This window comes from Paenibacillus validus NBRC 15382 (genome assembly GCF_004000985.1).
Taxonomy (GTDB): Bacteria; Bacillota; Bacilli; order Paenibacillales; family NBRC-103111; genus Paenibacillus_G; species Paenibacillus_G validus.
Map to the genome: position 1 here is coordinate 40,909 of NZ_BIMH01000031.1, position 20,123 is coordinate 61,031.

The following is a 20,123-nucleotide window of genomic DNA, read 5'->3' on the forward strand; positions in this document are numbered from 1 at the left end:
TGCACTATTCATATTGCGATTGGTGCCTTAATACTTGGTAAAGGATCATAGCCAATGAATTCAAAATCTTCGAATTGGTAATCCAGAATGGAATCAGGCTTCCTTTTGATGTGCAGCGTGGGCAGTGGTCTGGGTTCCCTTGTTAGTTGAAGCTTGACTTGTTCAATATGATTTAGGTAGATGTGTACGTCGCCACCCGTCCAGATCAAATCTCCGACTTCCAAATCACACTGCTGTGCAACCATATGCGTTAATAAGGCATATGACGCCAAATTAAAGGGAAGCCCCAAAAAAGTATCAACCGATCTCATTTGGAACATGCAGGATAGTCGGCCATTTGCAACATAGAATTGAAACGCATAGTGACAAGGCGGTAATGCCATGTTCTCCACTTCTGCAACGTTCCATGCACTAACCAAGTGTCTGCGAGAATCGGGATTAGTCTTTATTTGATGAATCAACTTTGAGATCTGATCCATAACTTGACCGTTTGGCGCTTGCCACGTTCTCCACTGAGCGCCATAGACTCGACCGAGATTTCCTTCTTCGTCAGCCCATTCGTCCCATATCGTCACACCATGGTCACGTAAATACTTTACATTCGTACTTCCGCTTAAAAACCACAACAGTTCATGAACGATGGATTTGATATGAAGCTTCTTTGTAGTCAGGAGCGGGAAGCCTTCTTTAAGATTCATTCGCATCTGTCTACCAAAAACGGAAATCGTCCCTGTACCCGTGCGATCATCCTTCTTTATTCCATGATCTAAAACATCCCTAAGAAGATCTAAATAAGCTTTCATTATTCACCTCATAAGATAGAACTTTGCGCCGTGACGAAGGCATTTAATTTTCCCTTGATCAAGTCCCTCTATTTTTTCAAAAGTCGTTCTGTCCACCTCACTACCATCTCTTATTATATTCATAATCTCTGAAACTTGAAAGCCAACTCCGATTAATTCTGCTCGGAATGTTCGAATCAACTGTGAAGAGCTGACACCCTATTGTAAGCTTCGACTTCTGTTACGGAATCTATCATGATACCTATGCGTTCTTTTTGAAATGGGAGCGATTCCTTGGCGTTTGTGTCCGCAATAACGGACGACTTTTCGATGGTTCAACTCTTAAGCAGGCTCCACCCTGGACAACGCCATACAACCGGCCACAATCAGGACGCCTCCTGCTATTGTGACAATGCCCGGAACTTCGCCCCAAAACAGAAAGCCCCGCATCGCATTATAGACAATCCCGATATAGCGGGTGACCTCCACGACAACGGCTTTCTCATGGGTGAACGCTTTGGTTAAATACAGCTGCAGCCAGCATCGCGCTCAAAACACCGACAAAAGCGTAAACCGAGTAGCTGGAGTAGTCGAACGGCTTGACCAACAACAGCGCGCCGATGAATATGATCGGTAAAATCAGCGCGATCTTCCCGGATATGTTCTCCTTCAGGAAAATGGCCGACATGATGATGACAAAGATCGGCGACAAATGCGCCAATATGCTGGCGTCCGTAAGCGGGATTTTGGAAATGGTATAAAAATAGGCAATTAAATAAAGCGCGCCAAGCACGCCCCGCAAGACGAGCATAGAAATCCCGCGCCTTGAGAAAGCAACCTCGCTATGGCGCATCATGAACCAGATTATGACCGTGCCGATCAACCCTCGGAAGAAGGCAACCTCCGACGAAGGAATCGTAGAACTGACTTCTTTAACCAGTGCATTCATCACGCTAAAAATAAGGGAAGATAGCATTGCAAAAATGACGCCGTTTTTCATATACCCTCGACTAAGATTTTATTTTACCGGTTAACCGGCGGCGGAAATCAACAAACGCGTGTAGGCGTGCCGGTCTTCGCTAGTGATCTGATCGCTTTGGAACCGGTCCACAATTTGTCCCTCTTTCATCACGATGATCCGGTTGCTGATCATTCGAACAGCCGTTATATCGTGAGAAATGAACAAATAGGACATCCCGAGCTTAACCTGCAGGCTTTTCAGCAGCTTCAGGATTTGGGCTTGCACCGATACGTCCAGACTGGAGGTCGGTTCATCGCAAATGAGCAGCTTCGGGTTCAAACTGATTCCGCGTGCGATCGCGACGCGCTGTCTCTGCCCGCCGCTCAGCTCATGCGGATATCGCTCCACATAATCCCGATGCAGACCGACCATCTCCAGCAGCTTGGCGGCTGTCTCTCTTCGGGATTTCCTCGTATCGGCGAGGAACGGAGGAATCACGCTGGGGAAATTATCGAGCGGCTCCATGACGGAACGCCAGATGGGAAGCCGCCCGTTCAGCGATGCGGTGGGATCCTGGAAGACAACCTGAATATGCTGTCTCATTGTGCGTAACGCTTTGCCTTTCAATCCTGTGAGGGACACACCCTGAAACCTGATATCCCCCTCGTCCGGCCGTTCCAGAGCAAGCAAAAGCCGCCCTAGCGTGCTCTTCCCGCTGCCGCTTTCGCCAACGACGCCAAGACATTCTCCTTCTCCGATATGCAGCGAAACGCCTTGCAAAGCGGCAATCTTACGGCCGTTATCCGTGTATGTTTTGCTGATCCCCTCGACGCTCATCAGTTCATTCATACCGGTCCCCCTCCTGCCCGGTGCATGGACTCAAATAGGTGTTCATCGTCTTCCAGGTCGAAGTCCGGATGGATTTCCGAAAGAAGCGGCTTCGCATTCAATAACATTCGCGTGTACGGATGCTTGGCGCGTCCATGAATCGCCGACGACGCCCCCCTTTCGACGATCATGCCGCTGCGCATGACCGCAACGTTATCCGCCCGCTTCATGACGTGATGCAAATCGTGCGAGATGAACAGAACGGCGCAGCCGATCTGACGCTGCATCCGGTCAAGCAGATCGAGAACTCGTTCACCCGTCAGCACATCAAGCGCAGTAGTCGGTTCATCCGCGATCAGAAGCGCAGGCTGAAGCATCATGCCCGCTGCCAATGCGGCCCGCTGAAGCTGCCCGCCGCTCAATTGGAACGGATAGCTGTCAAACGCGCGTTCCGCCGGCAGGCCAACCTGCTCGAGACATGCCAGGGCCGCCACTTTCGCCTGCTTATACGATTGTTTGCGATGCGTGCGAAGCGTCTCCACCAACTGGCTCCCCATTTTCATAAAGGGCGTGAAGCTTCCCTGATAGTCTTGAAATACGTACCCGATATGACTGCCGCACAGTTTTCTCCGCTTTGGGGTCGGCCACTGCACAATGTCTTCGCCCTGAAACAAAATCTGTCCGGCCGCCACATGCATGGATTTCGGCAGTAACCCCAGGATGGCTCCGGCCGTCACACTTTTCCCGCTGCCGCTTTCCCCAACCAGAGCGACCGTTTCCCCCGGATGGATATCAAACGATATATCCTGAATGATGGAATCGACACCGGTTTTATGTCTAATCTGGACGGTCAACCCGTTCAATTGCAGGACGGGATTTGTCGGGGAAACCGGCGCTTCGAAAGATTGCAAGCTTCTGTCCTCTTCCCTGACGCCGCTTGCTTGGCGTTCAAGCAGCTGCATATGCCGCCTCCTTCCCGTTTGTTAAGCCAAAAACTATTGGCCGCGAACATCAAGGATGTCCCTCAGCCCTTCTCCGATCAAATTCAGGGAAATGACGACCAGCATAATCGCGACGCCCGGATAGATCATCAGTTGAGGGGCCGTCTGAAAATATGTGCGTCCATCGTTCAACATAGCCCCCCATTCCGGTGACGGAGGCTGGGCGCCCAGGCCCAGGTAGGACAACCCGGAAATGACCAAAATGGTTTTGCCGATATCCAATGCCGCAAAAACCAGAACCGGCGGAATGATTTGCGGCAGCAAATGCCGTCTCAGGATCGTCCACATGCTGCAACCGGCGACGCGAGCCGCCCATACATATTCCTTCTCCCGCTCGGATAGTACGATACTTCTAACCACTCTTGCATACCCGATCCAGTTGATCAGCACGATGGCTATAATCATGTTTTGGAGATTGGGGCCCAGAAACCCGGATATGGCGATGACCAGCATAAAGTCTGGCAGAACGCTCATCCCGTCGACGATCCGCATCAGGAGGGCATCGACGCGGCCGCCGATATAACCGGATAATAATCCTGACGGAATGCCGATCAGCATCACCATCACGATGATAAGCGCCGAGATGCCAAGCGTCGTTTCCGCTCCCGTCACGAGTCTGGTGAAGAGGCATCTGCCCAACTGGTCCGTGCCGAGAGGGTATTCCCAGCTGGGCGGAAGGAGCCGCTCCGACATGTTTACGGTGACCGGATCGTTCGCAATAAGAAAAGGACCCGCCAGCGTTAAGATCAGCATGGCAAGCAAAATGCTCATGCCGGTCACAACCATCGGATCGCGCAGCATGCTTCCGAATACCGTGGGACGGGCATGCCGAGTGAATGGAACCGCTGCAGAACCAGAACCGTTCATGCCGTTCCCCCCTTGTGCAGGCGAATCCGGGAATCAAGGATGCCATAGATCAGGTCGACGACCAGATTTATGATAATAATAAAGGCTCCGCACAGCATCAGATATCCCTGAACCAACGGATAATCCCGCTGGAATATGGCTTCAACCGCCATACTTCCCAAGCCTGGCCAAGAGAACAAGGTCTCGATGACAACCGAGCCTGCAACCAAACTGCCGAAAGTCATGCCAAATACCGTCAATACCGGGATGAGGGCTGCACGCAGCGCATGCCGGAAAAATATACGCCACTCCGAAATGCCTCTTGCCCGCCCCGCGCGTATATATTCCTGGGACAAGCTGTCGAGCATGCCGGAGCGCAGCAAGCGCGCATGTACCGCCGCCAATCCGAAACCAAGCGAGACGGAAGGAAGAACGAATTCACGCCAGCCGCCGTGTCCCATTGTGGGGAACCATTGCAGTTTGAAGGCAAAGATATAAATCATGATGAGACCAACCCAGAATAGCGGCATGGAAGCGCCAATAAGCGCAAATATTCGTCCCAATTGATCGGGAAGACCGCCCGGAAATTTCGCAGCCAGCATGCCGAGAGGCACGGCAAGGAGGAGCATGACCGCTAAACCGCCCATCGTTAGCTGCACGGTTGCGGGGAGACGATCCGCCATTTCGTCCAAAACCGGCTTCCCCTTAATTAACGAATCTCCAAAATCTAGCCTGAGCAGATTAGACACCCATTCCAAATATTGCACGTATATAGGCCGGTTGAGGCCGAGCTCCTCCCGGAGCGCGGCTTCATCGGCTTGCGTTACATGAACTTCGTCCGCCCGTAATAACTGAAGAACAGGATCCCCGGGCGCGAGCTTCATCAAGGAAAACGTCACCAGCGATAACATAAACAGGACGACAACCAATTGCAGCAACCGCGCTTTGACCAGTCTCAGCACATTACTTCACATCCATCTTATGGGTCACGATATAGTACTCTTCCGCACCCGGCCTCCAGTCGGTAATTCGCTTGTTGAGGCCCACGATGACATTGGGATAAACCGCATAAGCATGCGGAACTTCTTCCTTGATAATGGCTAATGCTTCCTGCGTGATTTCGTTGCGCTGTTGCACATCGCTAGTCGCGTTAAGACGTGTAATAACCGCAGTCAACTTCTCAATGCTGATATTCCCCGCATTCAGCGATCCCCCCGGCATCAATGCCGAGTTCAGGAAATAGCCCCCGTCGCCGCGGGGCGCGGACAAGTTGCTGTAGGTAACCATATCCCAATTCTTGTTCTCGCGTAAAAAGGTGTCGATGTTCTCCACGGCTTGAATGTTGATCGTAACCCCGGCTTTCGCCGCATCCGACTGCAGCAGCTGCGCGATAAGCGGCAATTCGGGACGAGCTTTGTAAGTCACGATTTCCAGCGTCAGCGGCTTGCCGTCCTTCGCCAGCTTCCCGTTAGCTCCCGCGGTGTACCCCGCTTCTTCCAACAGCTTCTTCGCTCCCTCTATATCCAGCTTCTGGACCGGATCTTGGCTGCCAAAAGGAAGACGTGTGTTGAAAGGTCCGTTGGCCGGTGTAGCATTCCCGAGCATGATGTCTTTGGCGATGCTTTCACGGTTCAGCAGCATGTCCAGCGCCTTGCGGACCTTTACATCCTTCACGGCTTCCCGACTCGGGTTGAAGAGCAGGAAATGGACGCGAAGTCCTGCTATCGTTTCGACGGTTAAGGCACTGTCCTTTTGTACGGAAGCAACGCTTTCGGCCGGAATCTGGGTGGCAATATCGGCTTCCTTCGATTGCAGCGCCAGCGCTCTGACATTACCGTCCTCATTGAACTTAAATGCGACTTCGTTCAACTTGGCAGCCCCATCCCAGTAACCGTCGTAACGTTCTAATAAAATCTCCACGTTCGGCGTAAATTTCTTCACCTTAAAGGGTCCCGTACCGACCGGGGCCGCGTTGAAGGCTTGCGTTCCCATTTTCTTCTCGGCTTCCACACTAATAATGGCTGAGTAAGGATTGATCAATTCCGAGAGTAGGGCAGGATGCGGCTCACTTGTCACAAGGGTCAATTCCTGCCCGGCCGCTGCCATGGAAGCGATCTTCAGCGCGCCTTTCAGCGACTTGCTCGCAGCGATTGAACGTTCCAGCGATGCCTTGACGGCTGTCGCATCCAATTTCAGTCCGTCTTGGAACGATACGCCGTCGCGAATGGTGAACTTCCAGGTCTTATTGTCCTTGGTTTCCCACTTTGTCGCCAGCCATGGCTGAACCTCCAGCTTCTCGTCCAGACGGACCAGCGTTTCAACAACCCCTGCCTTCAACACAATATAGTCATTGGCAGGATCAAGACTGCTGCTTTTAAAATGATAAATCAGCGTTGCTTGTTTAACTTTGTCAGATGCGTTCCCAGCCTTACCGCCGCTATCTGAAGCCGGTTGGGCATTCCCGGGAAGCTGCTCCTTCTGGCTGCAGCCGGCCAGCGCGATAACAACAACTAGCAAGCATGCATACAGAAGAACAAGTGTGCGTTTGGAATTGAACATCCATGTACTCAAGAACGGTTTCTTCCTTTCTATGCTATCGTTCTCATTCTGATTTTATGTCGACACAAACCTCATTATAAACGTAATTATTACTATTTGTAAATGTAAATATTACGATTAGTAACAATGAGTACAGGACCGATTATGGAAGTATCCTGTATTTCCAGGATCCATGCCAAGTTATACGGAACAATCCATATGTACGGTAGCAGAAGGCTGCTCCATTACCCCAGATCATGGAGGTTCATTCATGCCAGAAGCAACTCGTATTGGTGATACGAATCAAAAACAAAAAATAAAAATCATATTGGGACTTGCCGTACCCACCATGATCGAAAACTTCTTACTAACCATCGTCGGATTTGTAGATACCCTGTTTGTATCCAGGATCGGTTTACATGAAGTAACGGCGATCGGAGTGACACATACGATTATTGCGGTCATATCGCCGTATTTATGGCAGTTGGGATCGGAGCCTCCTCGCTCATTGCCCGGTGCCTGGGTGCCGGGGAGGTCGATAAGGCGAAAGCAGCAGCACGGCTTTCCACAATGGTTGCAGCGATTACAGGTCTATTGTTCGGCATCGTCACACTCTTCTGTGCCGAATCATTATTACGTCTTATAGGAACCGGACCGCAGGCAATAGCGGTCGGGGTCGTTTATTTCCGGATCGTAGCCATTCCCTCCATTTTCATTTCCCTCATGACGGTGTTCGGCAGTATCTTACGTACAGCCGGCGATACCACGACCCCGATGAAGGTCGGCATTTGGATTAACTTGATTCATATCGGCTTGGACTACGTGCTGATCTTTGGTTTAGGGGACTGGGAGGGCTGGGGAATTGCGGGAGCCGCCTGGGCGACAATGAGCGTTCGGATCATGGGAGCGGCTGTCCTGTACTTGCGCAAAGGATCCTCGACTGCATTCACGCTTCCCTTGTTGAGGCTTTCCGCCCCCGCAGCCGCCGAGCGTTTAATGATGCGTTTAGGGCAAGTCTTTTATATGGGACTGATTGTACGGATTGGAACGGACGTATATGCCGCCCATCTTCTTGCAGGTCATATAGCAGCCGGTTTGTTTACAGAGGATTCGATATATCATCGAAATGGTGACCCTTGCACTCCGTATCGATGCGTTCGCGCAGCCGTTTCTAGCGATGAGTTTAGTTATCGCCGGAGCGCTACAAGGAGCGGGCGACACGAAAACCCCCATGTACAGCACGGCGATCGGCATATGGCTCGTACGCGTTGTCGGCATTTATGCACTGTGCTTCCACTTGGATATGGGAATTGCAGGGGTGTGGTTGGCTAATGCAATAGATCTTGCTATTCGCTCCGTTTTTTTATTGTACCGGTTCAGAAGACGTACGCGCCCGAGCTGCTTCTCGTTATTTGTCCATACCAAGAAAAAAACACCCGGCTAAACGATGGCCAGGTGTCTCGCTAATATCGGGATTGAAGTTATTCACATTCCGTTGCAGCAGGCTGCCGCTCATTCCAGTTTTGCAGCGAACCCTTGATGTTCGCTTCCTTCTTCTCCCCAAAATATTCGAAGGAAATATAGTGTGGGTACCCCCGTCGTTCAAGCTCCTTAATCAGCGTCCGATTATCAATGTCGCCTTCAAAAATAGGTACCGGGGTGCTCTTGTACCAGTTCGAATGATCCCATTTGTAGTTTTTCAAATGCACATGCTTTACCAAAGGATATAAAATGGGCAATGCATCCATTTGATCAATCCGTTCCACATTCAGGTTGGCTCCGTCAAAAACGAGCTGCAGCCGGGGGTGATCCACTTCCCGAATCAGCGTTTGCACGGATTCTGTGTTGTCGGCGAACGTATCATAATGAACTTCCACGGCGATATCGATTTCATATTGATCGGCCATGGACATGACTTTCTTCACGTCGCGCACGATTTGCCCCCATTGCTCCGGCGACGCGCGTCGCGATGAGATGTGCCCTACAAACGTACGAATCAAGGGGCACTTCAGCTGCCTGGCCACATCAAGCAAGCGGTTCATGGCTTTGAACTCCTGCTTCAAATCCTTCTCGCCTGAAAACCCGCCCGAGAACGTGGTGTATCCGCTAATAGCGGGAACCTCGAGTCCGTACTCCTGCAATCGGGCGTATAATTTATCCAACGGGCCATGTTCCTCCTGGTACCTTTCAATATGCCCCATCCACAGCTCGATCCCATCAAACCCAAGCGGATGCGCCCACTCCAACACTTTTTCGATGGGCCAATCTTTAAATCCCGAAGTGCATACGCTTATCTTCAAGCGGATTCCTCCTCCTGATATTCATGTCTTCATAAACGGAATCGTCCGATTCATGCTTCCCTAACCTCGATGCTCAATTGGTTAAGCACGGCGTTTCTCATCACATCGCTCGGCGCCTGCTGACCCGTCCATAATCGGAAAGACAAAGCCCCTTGATGAACAAGCATGCCTACGCCCCGATGCACATTAGCGCCGATTTTTTGCGCCTCCTTAATCAAGGCCGTCTCGTAGGGATTGTATATGATATCGCTTACGGTCAATCCCGGATGCAGCAGTGACGGAGCCAGAGGCATATGGTTCACATGAGGGTACATCCCTACCGGAGTTGCATTGATCAATAAATCGATGTCGGCCAGCCCTCTCTTCTCCATAACCGTATCCGTTACCGCTTCGGCCTCCACCCGCAAGGCCAACTGCTTCGCCAAGCTGTGCGAGCAGTCGGGCCGCGGGTCGAAAATATGCAGCCGTCCGACTCCCGCACGCGCCAGCGCGGCCGTAACGGAGCGCGCAGCTCCTCCTGCCCCGAGCACAAGCACATTCAACCCGGATACATCGATGCCGCAATCTTCCTGTAACGACTGAATATATCCGGTTCCATCCGTATTAAATCCGATCAGGCGGCCCCGGTCTAAGGAGATGGTGTTTACAGCGCCGATATCGCGCGCCAAGTCGTCAACCTCATCGAGCAGCTCCATAACCGCAACTTTATGCGGAATCGTGACGTTAACTCCCCGGAATCCAAGCGCTTTAATTCCGGAAATCGCGTCTTTTAACTCATTCGGCGGAACCGGGAAAGACACGTACTGATAAGGTAAGCCCAAAGCTTGATACGCCGCATTTTGCATAACCGCAGACATGGAGTGCTCGACGGGATACCCTAATAGCCCTGTCCATTTGGTTTGATTGCTCGTCATGACATCACTGTTCCTTTTTCTAATGCTCACCCTTGCATAAGCTGCGGTATTCGCTTGCCGTCATGCCTTCATGCTTGCGAAAAATTTTATTGAAATAAGAAGGATTATAGCCCACCTGCTTGGCGATATCATGAATCTTCCAATCCGTGGATCTGAGCAGTTCTTTCGATTTGTCGATTCTAACCTTGGTCAAAAAATCGATAAACGTCGTCCCGACAATTTGCTTAAAGCCCTTGCTTAAGCGGACGGGGTGAATGCCCAGCTGATCCGCGCATACTTCCAACGAGATATCGTTCATATAACATGTATCAATCGTATCAATCGCACTTTTTACGAAAGACTTTAATTGTGAATCCTGCGTTTCCGAATATTCCTTGGCGAAGGGCGCGAGCACTTTATCGTTGAACCATACGTGGATTTCATCCTGCTCCCGCTTTTTGACCAGTTGCTCGAATAAATTTTCTCCCTTGTAAAGATGATGAGGATTAAACCCGATCTGAATGATCGTCTGAAGTATACTGCCCAACAAATATAACGCCGACTGTAAAAGAGCAAACTCGGTCGTCCGATGGTCCCTCATATCTTCGAAAAATTGACCGATGAGTCTGCCCGCTTCCTCCCCGTCTCCGCGGCGAACCGCAGAATGAATCTCCTTTTCAAGTTGAAACGGATAATAGGAGGCATTGGTCATGGGAGGCAGGAATTCATCCATGTCCAGTACCTGATTGTTTTCCTCCAAAGTACGAAATGGCAGCGTTTGTCTGACTTCCTGCAGCACGTTCGGAATTTCACCGATCAAATCGGTCGATTTCCCGATGCTGATGATCACATTCAATTTCAAAAGCGCATTCAGCGTCGCGGTGATTTCATCGGCTAATTTAAACAGCTCGCTCTTGAATTGGCGCCAATGCTTCTCCGCCGGAAAAGCAACCATCAGTCCGATCGTTAAATCCTGAAAGTTAATGACGGCAGGAGCATCCAATTTACTGCAGGCTAATTCTTCGATAATGTTGGCTGCGGCAAACGTAATCAGTTGTCTATCCTTTTCCAGAAAATTGCCCGGAGAGTTAAAGAAGCCAACCAGTTGTACAACCATGATGGAAAAGCATTTCTCATCGACGTTCCAGCCGAAGTCAATCATGCGATCCCGCAGTTCTTTTTCTGTAAACGAATACAAATGACCTTGAACGAGCTGCAATAAGAAGCCTTCTCTTAGCATGGACGACTGCTCTTCGATACGGAATTGCAAGTAATGGCTTTCGTGTATCAGCTGCTGCCACTGGTTCTTGATGAAAGAAAACTCGTCCGCTTCTCCGCCGTGCTTCCCGGAACCGGTTTCCCGGAACATGTTGACCAGATGATGAATCGGGCTGTATAGGCGCACCGAGCCGAACCAGGACAGAAAAATGGCGGTCGCAATGCCGACCCCGCTTACAACCAGGATCATTCTCGACATTAAAAGCACGGGAGCGATTAATTGGGAAACCGGTGTAGCCGTAATATAAATCCAGGTGGAATTCGCTCTGGAAAACTTCCCGTAGGAAACCGAATAATCTTCCTTGTTCCACTTCAGGATAAACGAATCGGCCTCCGTACTTCGCTTGAGCACTTCGTTGCCTAAAAAAACGGCCTGATCGCTTGGCGCTTGCACACCGTCCATTCCCGTCGTTACCCATTCTCCGTTTTCCTTGATAATAAAGGAGGACCCTTTCTTATCAATGGTCAGTTCACTGACCATATCATTGAATTTGGACTCGTTTAAAGTAATGATGAGCGCACCGAATCTGGGCAATGCATGGACTAAAGACAAGGATGTGCCCGCTTTGCGGATGGCTGCTTTCGTCCATAGAATAGACCGGTTATCCTGCAGCAACGTATGATAGATGTGGTTGTTTTCCTCGGTCAGCTGTATGATTCCTTCGTCCTCGGAAACGAGCAAACGCTGCCCGTCCACATACAGATGAACCTGATCGATCAACGTGCTTGAACCTTTAATAATCGATAATGACTTATAGAGCTCTTGCGTGACCAGGAATTGCTTGTAGAAATCGATATCTTTGAGTTTTTCGTCAAACTGCGGATTGAGCGCCCATTGGGAAGCGGTCAGCTCGATATGCGCAAGCTGTTCTTCAATTCGTTCCCGATCCTTCTCCAGCTGACTCCGATGGGTTTGCATCAATTCGTTCTCGATTTGCTCGGTGCCGATAAAGTAAAAGCTTAGACCGATCAAGGCGGCCGGGAAACAAGTGATGATAAGGATAATGATCAATATTTTTTTGTACAAATTGCCTTTACGCATCGCAACACTTTTGTATGACGTCATCCTGTTAATGAGTCTATGCACTATGCTTCGTCTCCATTGGTTTGTTAGAAAAGCTGAAGTCTGCTGCCGCTTGGAAGCTCCAATATCATACTAACTTACGGAGCCGGCATGATCAATCATAAGCTGCCAAGCCGCAGCATTCCAATGAAGCCGTATTCCGGCTTTATTCAGCAATGTCAACGTCAGATCCAACAGCAGCCTTGACCCGTGCTTTGGTTCGCTTGATCATCACGATGGAGAATGCGAAAAGCACCAGGGAAAGCAGCATAATGGTCAACGAGATCGGCCGCTCGAAGAAAATGCTGAAGCTGCCGGATGACATAGCCATGGACTGAATAAAGGACTTCTCGAACATCGGTCCTAACACAAAGCATAAAAGCAGCGGAACGACAGGCCAACGATATTTATGAAAGATATATCCGATCACGCCAAACAGGAGCGATACAAATACATCGAACATGCTGTTATTGATGGAATATGCCCCGATCACGCTAAGAATCAAAATAATGGGAGCCATGATTCCATAAGGAATCCGCGTTAATTTTGCCCACAGCCCGACTAAAGGCAAGTTTAATACAAGCAGCATCACATTCCCGACAAACATACTTGCAATGATCGTCCAAACAAAGGGTCCGTGCTCTTCAAACAGCGTGGGCCCAGGCGTAAGTCCGTTAATCATCAGACCCGCCAGCAATACGGCGAGCGGCGTGGAACTGGGGATCCCCAGCGCAAAAAGCGGGATAAAGCCCGATGAACTCGTTGCATTGTTGGCCGCTTCGGGAGAGGCGACCCCTTCCATGGCCCCGTGACCGAATCTTTCGGGAGTTTTGGACACTTTCTTTTCCAAGTCATAAGCCAGGAAGGTTGTAACGGCTGCGGAACACCCCGGGAGCAGACCGAGGAAGAAACCAACCAAGCCTCCCCTGAGCATCGAAGTAGACGTTTGGCGCAATTCCGACCATTTCGGATAAATATTGCCGATTTTTTGAATCGCGATCGTTTTTGTGTTTTCTTCCATTCCTTTGATCACTTCGGTGATAGCAAACAGGCCAATGACAACGCTGATCATGTCAATACCTGCCGTTAACGGTTCGAAACCGAAGCTGAAGCGCATCTTTCCTCCGGTCAGCCCCATCCCTCCCATGGAGAGCAAATAACCGAAAAGTCCCATGATCAACCCTTTTTTCAAAGAGTTGCCGGACAAGTTAACAATAACGGTAAGCGCTAATACCATGAGCGCAAAATATTCGGGAGGGCCGAATTTTAACGCTTGATCGGCAAGCATCGGTGCAAAAAATACGAGGCCGATGACCCCCATCGTTCCGGCAACAAAAGAAGCTATGGCGGAAATACCGAGCGCAGGTCCGCCACGGCCCTGTTTGGCAAGCGGATAACCGTCCAGGCAGGTCGGGACTGCGGAAACTTCCCCCGGAATATTAAGCAGGATTGCGGTGGTAGAGCCGCCATACATAGCGCCGTAATAAACGCCGGCCAACATAATGATGCCTTCTGTAGGTCCGAGTATCGTTGTGAACGGAAGCAAAATAGCAATGGTGGATGTAGGTCCAAGCCCCGGCAGCATGCCGACTAATGTACCGATTATAGCCCCCCACATGGCCATCATGAGGTTCATAGGCGAAAGGGCTTCTGAAAAGCCGTCTAACAGCAAGTTTATTGCTTCCATCTTAACCTTTACTCCCTTAGCCTAAAAATTTAAAATTCCCTCAGGGAACGGCATTCTGAGCCAATAAACAAAAATCAGGTAAATAACCGCTACTTGAATGGTCGAATAAATCGCCGATCTAAGCAAATTGTAGGAGCCGATGACCCTAAATAAAGCTATGGAAACGACGAACGTGCTAAGGGTATACCCTAAAAATTGAAGTAAAATCCAATAAACAAACATGATGCCTACGACGAGGAGCATCCCGCGCATGATTTTAGATTCGGGGAACTCTACCTTGAAGCGCTCCCCTTTCGCGAAGAGCATGAGCAGGCCGAGTAAGATCAAACCTGCGCCTACAACTCCGGGCAATAGGTAATCCCCGACAAACGTACTTACACGCTCGGGATATAAACGTATGGCTTCCGACACCGATATGCCGCCGAAGACGATACTGATCAGCCCGCCGATACGGTCTGACAACATAGGGTATCCTCCTTTCATTCCATGTTTCCTCCAGCCGGGCAAGAGGGAGAACGGTCTCCTGCTTGCCCACGGCTGCCCATCGAACATGCGATCGCATGCTTCCTATAATCGATAGGAACGATTATTGTTTCCTAGGAATTTTCAATGTTTCAGGGCTTACTTTAGCCGCGCCGGCATCCTGCAATAGCCAAGCGGAGGTTGACTGCCAGTCGCGCCAGAACTTCTCTGCTTCATCGCCGGAGATTCCCATAGGTACCACGGCCATTTTCTCCAGCAGTTTCAGGAATTCGGGATCCTTCTGCGCTTCCGAGAACGCTTTCACCAAACTTTGTTTAACAGAGTCAGGGGTATCCTTTTTCACCCAAGCGCCATAAAACGGTCCCCACGGAAGAAACTTCTTCATATCCGGCAACGTTTCCGTAATCGCCGGCACGTCCGGCAGTTCCTTCACCTTCTCATCGTTAACAACGGCAAGCACGCGTACCTTTCCGGCTTTCGCATTTTCGATCGCCGCCGACAAAGCTACGACCGACACGTCAATATGATTGCCGAGCAGCGCCGTGAGAATCGGGCCGTCGCCGTCAAACGGAACCATGTTGAATTTGGTATCGGAGATGGAATTGATCATCGTGGTGACCATGAATGAAAGTCCCCCGGGGCCGCTCGAACCCATTTTAACTTTGCCCGGATTCGTTTTCGCATCCTGTATCAGATCATTCAGCGTTTTATATTTGGAATCTTTCGGTACGGTGATCGTGGCTATACCGCGCCCCATGATGTTGACCGGATAAAATTCATGAAACCCCCGCTCCGAAAGCTGCAGCACGCCGTAGATGCCGGGATTTTCCGCTGAGAACAGCAAGGTGTAGCCGTCCGCCTTTTTATCATAAACGTACTGCGTGCCTACCGTGGCGGTTGCGCCGGGCTTGTTCGTGATCGCAATCCCCTGGCCCAGCTTCTTCTCGGCAACCGTGGCTATGGCGCGCGAAACGAGATCGGTTCCTCCGCCCGCTCCGAACGGCACGATGCCCTCGATAGACTTGGTAGGATACTTCGGCTCAGAGCCGTTCGCAGAACAAGCGGTAATCATAAGCATGCTTGCGATTGCCGTAAAAACGATTCCCTTTTTCAAAAACTTTCCTTGGCTATGCAATTTCATTGAGTATTCCTCCTATAATCGCTATGGGATGATTAAATGATGGCGCCTTGATCGCGTAATTGCTTTTGCAAGCCCGCTATATCTATATCTTTCGGGGGCACATTCTGCTTACCGCTTAATGCGCACGCTACGCCTGCGGCATGACCTATCGCCATGCATTGCGCCATGACCCTGGTGGAGGCATTGGCATAATGCGTCGTCGAGATGGATCTTCCGGCGACAAGCAGATTGTTTACGTTTCGGGGAATTAAGGTTCGATAAGGAATTTGGTAATCATGATCCAAATATTTTTTTATCGTTTTGTTCTCTCGGGCATCGTGGTATTCGACAGGCCATGCTCCCCAACAAATCGCGTCTTCGAAGGACGCCCCCTGCATGACATGCTCTTCGGTCAGAACAAAATCGGCAATGATCCTCCTTGACTCCCTGATGCCGATTTGCGTAGCGATTTCACTCAAATGGGCACTGCCGAACCCTGGAATCTTATCTTTCAAAAATTTACTGTATTCAATACTCGACCTCCTTCCTTCGATTTCCGCATACGTCATTTCCTTGGCGTTCAATGAAGAAAAATCGGATATCCAGTTCATGTTGCAAATGACGGAGTCGCCCACAGCCGACTCCATAAATACGCCGGCAGTCCGAAATAAATCGTATTCGCCGTCATCGATGCTTTGTTGAACCTTGTCCTTAAATGCTTGCCGCGTAATCGTTTTGGCTTCCTGAACCTTTACGTCCCCCATTTTGAACACGGTGGTCGCCGCCTGAATCTGTCCCTTTTCATTCCCGATTACATAAGGGGCGCCGGCCAGAGCGACAATATCCGCATCGCCGGTACAATCGATATAATTTTTGGAAAATACCCGAAAGATCCCTTCTTTATTCGTAATAATCGCATACTGGATCTTCGCGTGTTCTTGCTTAACCCCAATCACTTGAGTGTGTAATAATAGATGGATATTGCTGTAATTCAACAACACCCGATCGATGGCATATTTCAACAAGTGATGGTCGCATGTATCGGCGCGATGCTGCCCGAAATCGACGCCTTCTTGTACCCCGCCAAGCGCTCTCAACTCATCGAAGAGTTCATCTCGAATACCGCCTATAATCTTTTTTTGCTTGTCGGCCGAGTATGCTCCGCAAATGGTGCTCACGGCCGCGGCGGTAGCCATGCCGCCTAGAAATCCGTATTTTTCAATAAGCAAAACCTCTGCTCCGCTCTTCGCCGCCCCAACGGCCGCCCCAATGCCCGCGAACCCCCCTCCCATAACAAAAACATCCGTATGGATATCCCCGGCAAATTTCAAACCTAATTCTTGTGCTGCTGCTTCAAACATTCGAACGCCCACCTTATGAGTTATCCTAATTTTTGCTGCACTTACTTCCCTCGGGACTTTTTGTATGCTTCATTCATTTCCTGGATATATTTCCGAAAGTTAGCATCGGCTTTCAGCTTTTGAACGAATTGATCCCAAGCTTCAATCGGTTCGGTTCCCATAATAATCTTCGTCTTCAGATCCTGGGATTTTTTGTTAATTTCCGGCATGTACTTATCTCCGGTTTCGGAAATAAGATTTGCCGCCGGGTTGGCCACGCTGTACTTCTCCCGTTCATCGAGCGTAAGTTTGTTTCTTTCGTACAAATCCTTCGGAATGCCCGTAGCGAAAGCTCTTAACGCATACTTGTCGTTCGTTGTGAACACTTGTCCGAAGACTTCCAAGGATACGTTATCCTTAACCGCTTGCTCCGTGGAAACCTTCATCCCGTTCACGACGTTGTAATGAATGCCCTCCATGCCGAAGTTCGCGATATTGGCGATTTCATCCGTAGCTCCTTTATCCATCATGCTCAATATTTGCTTCATTTTGGATTCCGGCACCCTTTTTGAAATCGCATACATACCGAAATGGCCCGTATCCCGTCCGACAAATCTGCCCCCGGGACCCTGTACATAGTTTAATGGATAATAATCGGCTTTCGGTTCAACCTTCCGCAAATCTCTTAGCAGAATCCAGTCCTGGATGACGGCGGAGGAAAAGACGCCTCCTTTTCCCGCCTTCAGCTGATCTTTCATCCGGGAAAGCTTCATGACGGCAAAATCGGGGTTCACCAGACCTTCGGTGTAGGCTTTATTCCACCATAGCAGCGCTTCCCGGGTCCCGGGCAGCAGATCGGGATGAATGATTTGGTCGCCGTCTACTTTCCAACCGTTGGCATGATTAAATACGTCGCGAGCCCAAGTAAAATAACCCATGTTATCGGCTTCCACCATCCCGACAAACCCGGGAGTATCTCTTAACCCGTTGCCGTCAGGATCTTGTTCGGTGAACGCTTTCATGACTTGATACAAATCGTCCATCGTTTCCGGAACTTCAAGATTCAGCTTATCGAGCCAATCCTTACGAACGATTGGAATTCCATACTGGCCCACCGTGGGACGCGCGCGGGTAATGCCGTAAATTTTATTTTCGATTTTAATATTTTCCCAGGAATCTTTCGGAGCTGCCATCAAATTAGGGTAATGGGTAACGATGTCCGTTAAATCCCAGAAAACCCCTTGTTTCACCGCGCTAACAACGTTCGGCGCGAACGGGTTTTCGATCAACAGCAAATCCGGCAAATCTCCGGAAGCCAGGGTCACGTTCATTTTGTCCAAGTAATTATTTGGAGAATACCACGTTATGTTCAGCTTGACGTTCAGCTTGTTTTCCAGCTCTATCCATATCGGATTATCCTTCAAAGGGGGTTCTGCACCGCGGAACGTAGTCATGATGCTTACCTCAAGCGGTTTGTCCGGATTTTGTTCTTTTCCTCCTTTGTTCATCCCGTTTTCGTTGCTTGTGCATGCGCTCAGTACGGAAGCCGTAAAACAAACCAAGACAAGCAGCGCCTTGACTCCTTTTCGACCTCTTTCTTTTCCAGGCATCTTATACCTCCTTGGCAATGTCACATTCATAAGGTAATTGATTTGGCGATTAGCGGCAACCATACTTTTTTTCCAGCCCAAGCTTCGCTAATTCGCTACCTTCCAAGCATGATAGCACTTTTTTTCGCAGCTTCAATCCCTTGAGAAAAAAAATACTATAAGCACATTCAAATTCCTGCGCGGTTGCTCCACGCTCACGGAACTCTGCGGCGATGGCCGGGAGTCAAGGTTTTCAAACCCGTGCCCTTCCGTTATAATAAGAACAATTTGATGCACGGGAGTGGACGAATCATGAACTATAAAATGATCGCGATCGACATTGACGACACCTTGATCAACGATGACAAACAAGTAACCGAAGGCACGAAGAAAGCGCTCGCCGCCGCCATAGCCAGCGGCGTTGTCGTAACGCTCGCTACCGGCCGCATGTATGCGTCCGCCCGATCGATCGCCGAACAGCTCGGTCTGAACGTACCGTTGATCACTTATCAAGGCTCGCTTGTGAAAAACGCGATAGACGGCAACGTCTTGTACGAGCGCTGTGTGCCGGCTTCCGCCGCGCAGCTCATTTTCGATTATTGCGAGCGCAACGGACTGCATCTGCAGCTGTATGTGGACGACCAATTATACGTGAAAGAGCGTAACGAAAAGGCGGAAGCGTATGCCTCGTTATCCAAGGTCCCTTTCATCGTCGAACCGGATTTCCGATCCTTGGCCGGCAAGCCGTCGAACAAGCTTCTGGTGATCGACGAGCCCGACAAGCTGGACAGCGTCGCCGCCGAGCTGCGCGGGTTGTTGGGGCAGCAGGTGCACATTACGAAATCGAAGCCGCATTTTCTGGAGATCGTTCACGCGGAAGGAACGAAAGGACATGCGCTGGCTCATCTGGCCGGCCATTTCGGCTTCGATTTGGAGAAAGTCATCGCCATAGGCGACAGCTGGAACGACCGTGAAATGCTGGAGGCGGCCGGTCTTGGCGTGGCCATGGCCAACGCCGTCGACCCGTTGAAGGCGATCGCCGATTACGTGACGCTCAGCAACAATGAGGACGGCGTCAAACACGTCGTGGATAAATTCATACTCCAAACCGTTTAGCGAAAGGCGCGCGGTTCGGACGGACAAGAAGAGGCGAAAAGCGACAAGCCTCTTCTTTTTTCTTGTTCACCTTTGCAGTATTGCTACATATAGTTGGGTAAGGTTTCTATTAGGCATCAGCCTATCCGATAGCAACTTACTAGCAGAGGGGAGATTTACAATGGTTAAACCTACGAACGGAGATCCGGACCGCGGTCTTTTTCCCGGGACGCCGGGCGGACCCGGCGGCTTCCCCGGGCAGGGGCCCGGCGGCTTCCCGGGGCAGGGGCCCGGCGGCTTCCCGGGGCAGGGGCCCGGC

Annotated in this window: 18 protein-coding genes and 1 pseudogene; 3 read left to right on the forward strand and 16 right to left on the reverse strand. The window is 50.3% G+C overall.

What is annotated here, in order from left to right:
• Positions 1 to 8 precede the first annotated feature (8 nt).
• The 8 genes from thyA to nikA form a co-directional block, all read right to left on the reverse strand.
• The gene (thyA, locus tag PVA01S_RS18190) at positions 9 to 803 is read right to left on the reverse strand and encodes a thymidylate synthase (RefSeq protein ID WP_127608780.1); all 795 of its coding nucleotides are present in this window, start codon (positions 801 to 803) and stop codon (positions 9 to 11) included.
• A 321-nt stretch (positions 804 to 1,124) separates the two neighbouring features.
• Positions 1,125 to 1,271, reverse strand: a complete 147-nt coding sequence (locus PVA01S_RS27520) for a hypothetical protein (RefSeq protein ID WP_280531822.1) — start codon at positions 1,269 to 1,271, stop codon at positions 1,125 to 1,127.
• Positions 1,272 to 1,284: 13 nt separating this feature from the next.
• A complete protein-coding gene (locus PVA01S_RS18195; protein WP_280531823.1) occupies positions 1,285 to 1,782 on the reverse strand; it encodes a DMT family transporter in 498 nt (165 codons plus the stop codon).
• A gap of 30 nt (positions 1,783 to 1,812) precedes the next feature.
• The gene (locus tag PVA01S_RS18200) at positions 1,813 to 2,592 is read right to left on the reverse strand and encodes an ABC transporter ATP-binding protein (protein WP_127608781.1); all 780 of its coding nucleotides are present in this window, start codon (positions 2,590 to 2,592) and stop codon (positions 1,813 to 1,815) included.
• Positions 2,589 to 3,533 (reverse strand): ATP-binding cassette domain-containing protein, encoded by a 945-nt coding sequence (locus tag PVA01S_RS18205; RefSeq protein ID WP_127608782.1) that lies wholly within the window; start codon positions 3,531 to 3,533, stop codon positions 2,589 to 2,591. The genes PVA01S_RS18200 and PVA01S_RS18205 overlap by 4 nt, the downstream gene beginning before the upstream one ends.
• Positions 3,534 to 3,566: 33 nt before the next feature.
• Entirely contained in the window at positions 3,567 to 4,439 is an 873-nt protein-coding gene (gene nikC / locus PVA01S_RS18210) for a nickel transporter permease (protein WP_127608783.1), read from the reverse strand.
• On the reverse strand, positions 4,436 to 5,380 hold the full coding sequence (nikB, locus tag PVA01S_RS18215; protein WP_127608784.1) for a nickel ABC transporter permease: 945 nt from the start codon (positions 5,378 to 5,380) through the stop codon (positions 4,436 to 4,438). The genes nikC and nikB overlap by 4 nt, the downstream gene beginning before the upstream one ends.
• A 1-nt stretch (position 5,381) precedes the next feature.
• Positions 5,382 to 6,989: a nickel ABC transporter substrate-binding protein gene (gene nikA / locus PVA01S_RS18220; protein ID WP_244932989.1), complete on the reverse strand. Its 1,608-nt coding sequence runs from the start codon at positions 6,987 to 6,989 to the stop codon at positions 5,382 to 5,384.
• Positions 6,990 to 7,433: 444 nt separating this feature from the next.
• Between nikA and PVA01S_RS27830 the strand changes: the two are divergent.
• A pseudogene (locus tag PVA01S_RS27830) lies at positions 7,434 to 7,721 on the forward strand (MATE family efflux transporter); the annotation flags it as partial.
• 361 nt (positions 7,722 to 8,082) lie between these two features.
• Entirely contained in the window at positions 8,083 to 8,400 is a 318-nt protein-coding gene (locus tag PVA01S_RS27650; protein ID WP_307720687.1) for an MATE family efflux transporter, read from the forward strand.
• Positions 8,401 to 8,437: 37 nt separating this feature from the next.
• Here PVA01S_RS27650 and PVA01S_RS18230 read toward each other — a convergent pair whose 3' ends face one another.
• The 8 genes from PVA01S_RS18230 to PVA01S_RS18265 all read right to left on the reverse strand — a co-directional run bounded on the left by PVA01S_RS18230 (position 8,438) and on the right by PVA01S_RS18265 (position 18,730).
• Positions 8,438 to 9,256, reverse strand: coding sequence for a sugar phosphate isomerase/epimerase family protein (locus PVA01S_RS18230; RefSeq protein ID WP_127608785.1), 819 nt, complete (start codon positions 9,254 to 9,256; stop codon positions 8,438 to 8,440).
• A gap of 50 nt (positions 9,257 to 9,306) precedes the next feature.
• Positions 9,307 to 10,170 carry a shikimate dehydrogenase gene (locus tag PVA01S_RS18235; RefSeq protein WP_127608786.1) on the reverse strand — a complete coding sequence of 288 codons (864 nt, stop codon included), beginning with the start codon at positions 10,168 to 10,170 and terminating at the stop codon, positions 9,307 to 9,309.
• A gap of 19 nt (positions 10,171 to 10,189) precedes the next feature.
• The gene (locus PVA01S_RS18240; RefSeq protein WP_164751889.1) at positions 10,190 to 12,469 is read right to left on the reverse strand and encodes a helix-turn-helix domain-containing protein; all 2,280 of its coding nucleotides are present in this window, start codon (positions 12,467 to 12,469) and stop codon (positions 10,190 to 10,192) included.
• 187 nt (positions 12,470 to 12,656) lie between these two features.
• Positions 12,657 to 14,177, reverse strand: a complete 1,521-nt coding sequence (locus PVA01S_RS18245; protein ID WP_127608788.1) for a tripartite tricarboxylate transporter permease — start codon at positions 14,175 to 14,177, stop codon at positions 12,657 to 12,659.
• A gap of 21 nt (positions 14,178 to 14,198) precedes the next feature.
• A complete protein-coding gene (locus tag PVA01S_RS18250; protein WP_054798185.1) occupies positions 14,199 to 14,642 on the reverse strand; it encodes a tripartite tricarboxylate transporter TctB family protein in 444 nt (147 codons plus the stop codon).
• Positions 14,643 to 14,763: 121 nt separating this feature from the next.
• Positions 14,764 to 15,801 (reverse strand): Bug family tripartite tricarboxylate transporter substrate binding protein, encoded by a 1,038-nt coding sequence (locus PVA01S_RS18255; protein WP_127608790.1) that lies wholly within the window; start codon positions 15,799 to 15,801, stop codon positions 14,764 to 14,766.
• 32 nt (positions 15,802 to 15,833) lie between these two features.
• Entirely contained in the window at positions 15,834 to 17,141 is a 1,308-nt protein-coding gene (locus PVA01S_RS18260) for an FAD-dependent oxidoreductase (protein ID WP_127608791.1), read from the reverse strand.
• 41 nt (positions 17,142 to 17,182) lie between these two features.
• Positions 17,183 to 18,730 carry an extracellular solute-binding protein gene (locus tag PVA01S_RS18265; RefSeq protein WP_127608792.1) on the reverse strand — a complete coding sequence of 516 codons (1,548 nt, stop codon included), beginning with the start codon at positions 18,728 to 18,730 and terminating at the stop codon, positions 17,183 to 17,185.
• 291 nt (positions 18,731 to 19,021) lie between these two features.
• Here PVA01S_RS18265 and PVA01S_RS18270 point away from each other — a divergent pair, with 291 nt between their 5' ends.
• The gene (locus tag PVA01S_RS18270) at positions 19,022 to 19,825 is read left to right on the forward strand and encodes a Cof-type HAD-IIB family hydrolase (RefSeq protein ID WP_127608793.1); all 804 of its coding nucleotides are present in this window, start codon (positions 19,022 to 19,024) and stop codon (positions 19,823 to 19,825) included.
• The last annotated feature ends 298 nt before the right edge of the window (positions 19,826 to 20,123 follow it).

Bases quoted from the DNA above. Each gene is read 5' to 3' on its own strand.
- thyA (WP_127608780.1), bottom strand. From the start codon at position 803: ATGAAAGCTTATTTAGATCTTCTTAGGGATGTTTTAGATCATGGAATA.
- PVA01S_RS18195 (WP_280531823.1), bottom strand. From the start codon at position 1,782: ATGAAAAACGGCGTCATTTTTGCAATGCTATCTTCCCTTATTTTTAGC.
- PVA01S_RS18200 (WP_127608781.1), bottom strand. From the start codon at position 2,592: ATGAATGAACTGATGAGCGTCGAGGGGATCAGCAAAACATACACGGAT.
- PVA01S_RS18205 (WP_127608782.1), bottom strand. From the start codon at position 3,533: ATGCAGCTGCTTGAACGCCAAGCAAGCGGCGTCAGGGAAGAGGACAGA.
- nikC (WP_127608783.1), bottom strand. From the start codon at position 4,439: ATGAACGGTTCTGGTTCTGCAGCGGTTCCATTCACTCGGCATGCCCGT.
- PVA01S_RS27650 (WP_307720687.1), top strand. From the start codon at position 8,083: ATGGTGACCCTTGCACTCCGTATCGATGCGTTCGCGCAGCCGTTTCTA.
- PVA01S_RS18235 (WP_127608786.1), bottom strand. From the start codon at position 10,170: ATGACGAGCAATCAAACCAAATGGACAGGGCTATTAGGGTATCCCGTC.
- PVA01S_RS18240 (WP_164751889.1), bottom strand. From the start codon at position 12,469: ATGCGTAAAGGCAATTTGTACAAAAAAATATTGATCATTATCCTTATC.
- PVA01S_RS18245 (WP_127608788.1), bottom strand. From the start codon at position 14,177: ATGGAAGCAATAAACTTGCTGTTAGACGGCTTTTCAGAAGCCCTTTCG.
- PVA01S_RS18250 (WP_054798185.1), bottom strand. From the start codon at position 14,642: ATGTTGTCAGACCGTATCGGCGGGCTGATCAGTATCGTCTTCGGCGGC.
- PVA01S_RS18255 (WP_127608790.1), bottom strand. From the start codon at position 15,801: ATGAAATTGCATAGCCAAGGAAAGTTTTTGAAAAAGGGAATCGTTTTT.
- PVA01S_RS18260 (WP_127608791.1), bottom strand. From the start codon at position 17,141: ATGTTTGAAGCAGCAGCACAAGAATTAGGTTTGAAATTTGCCGGGGAT.
- PVA01S_RS18265 (WP_127608792.1), bottom strand. From the start codon at position 18,730: ATGCCTGGAAAAGAAAGAGGTCGAAAAGGAGTCAAGGCGCTGCTTGTC.
- PVA01S_RS18270 (WP_127608793.1), top strand. From the start codon at position 19,022: ATGAACTATAAAATGATCGCGATCGACATTGACGACACCTTGATCAAC.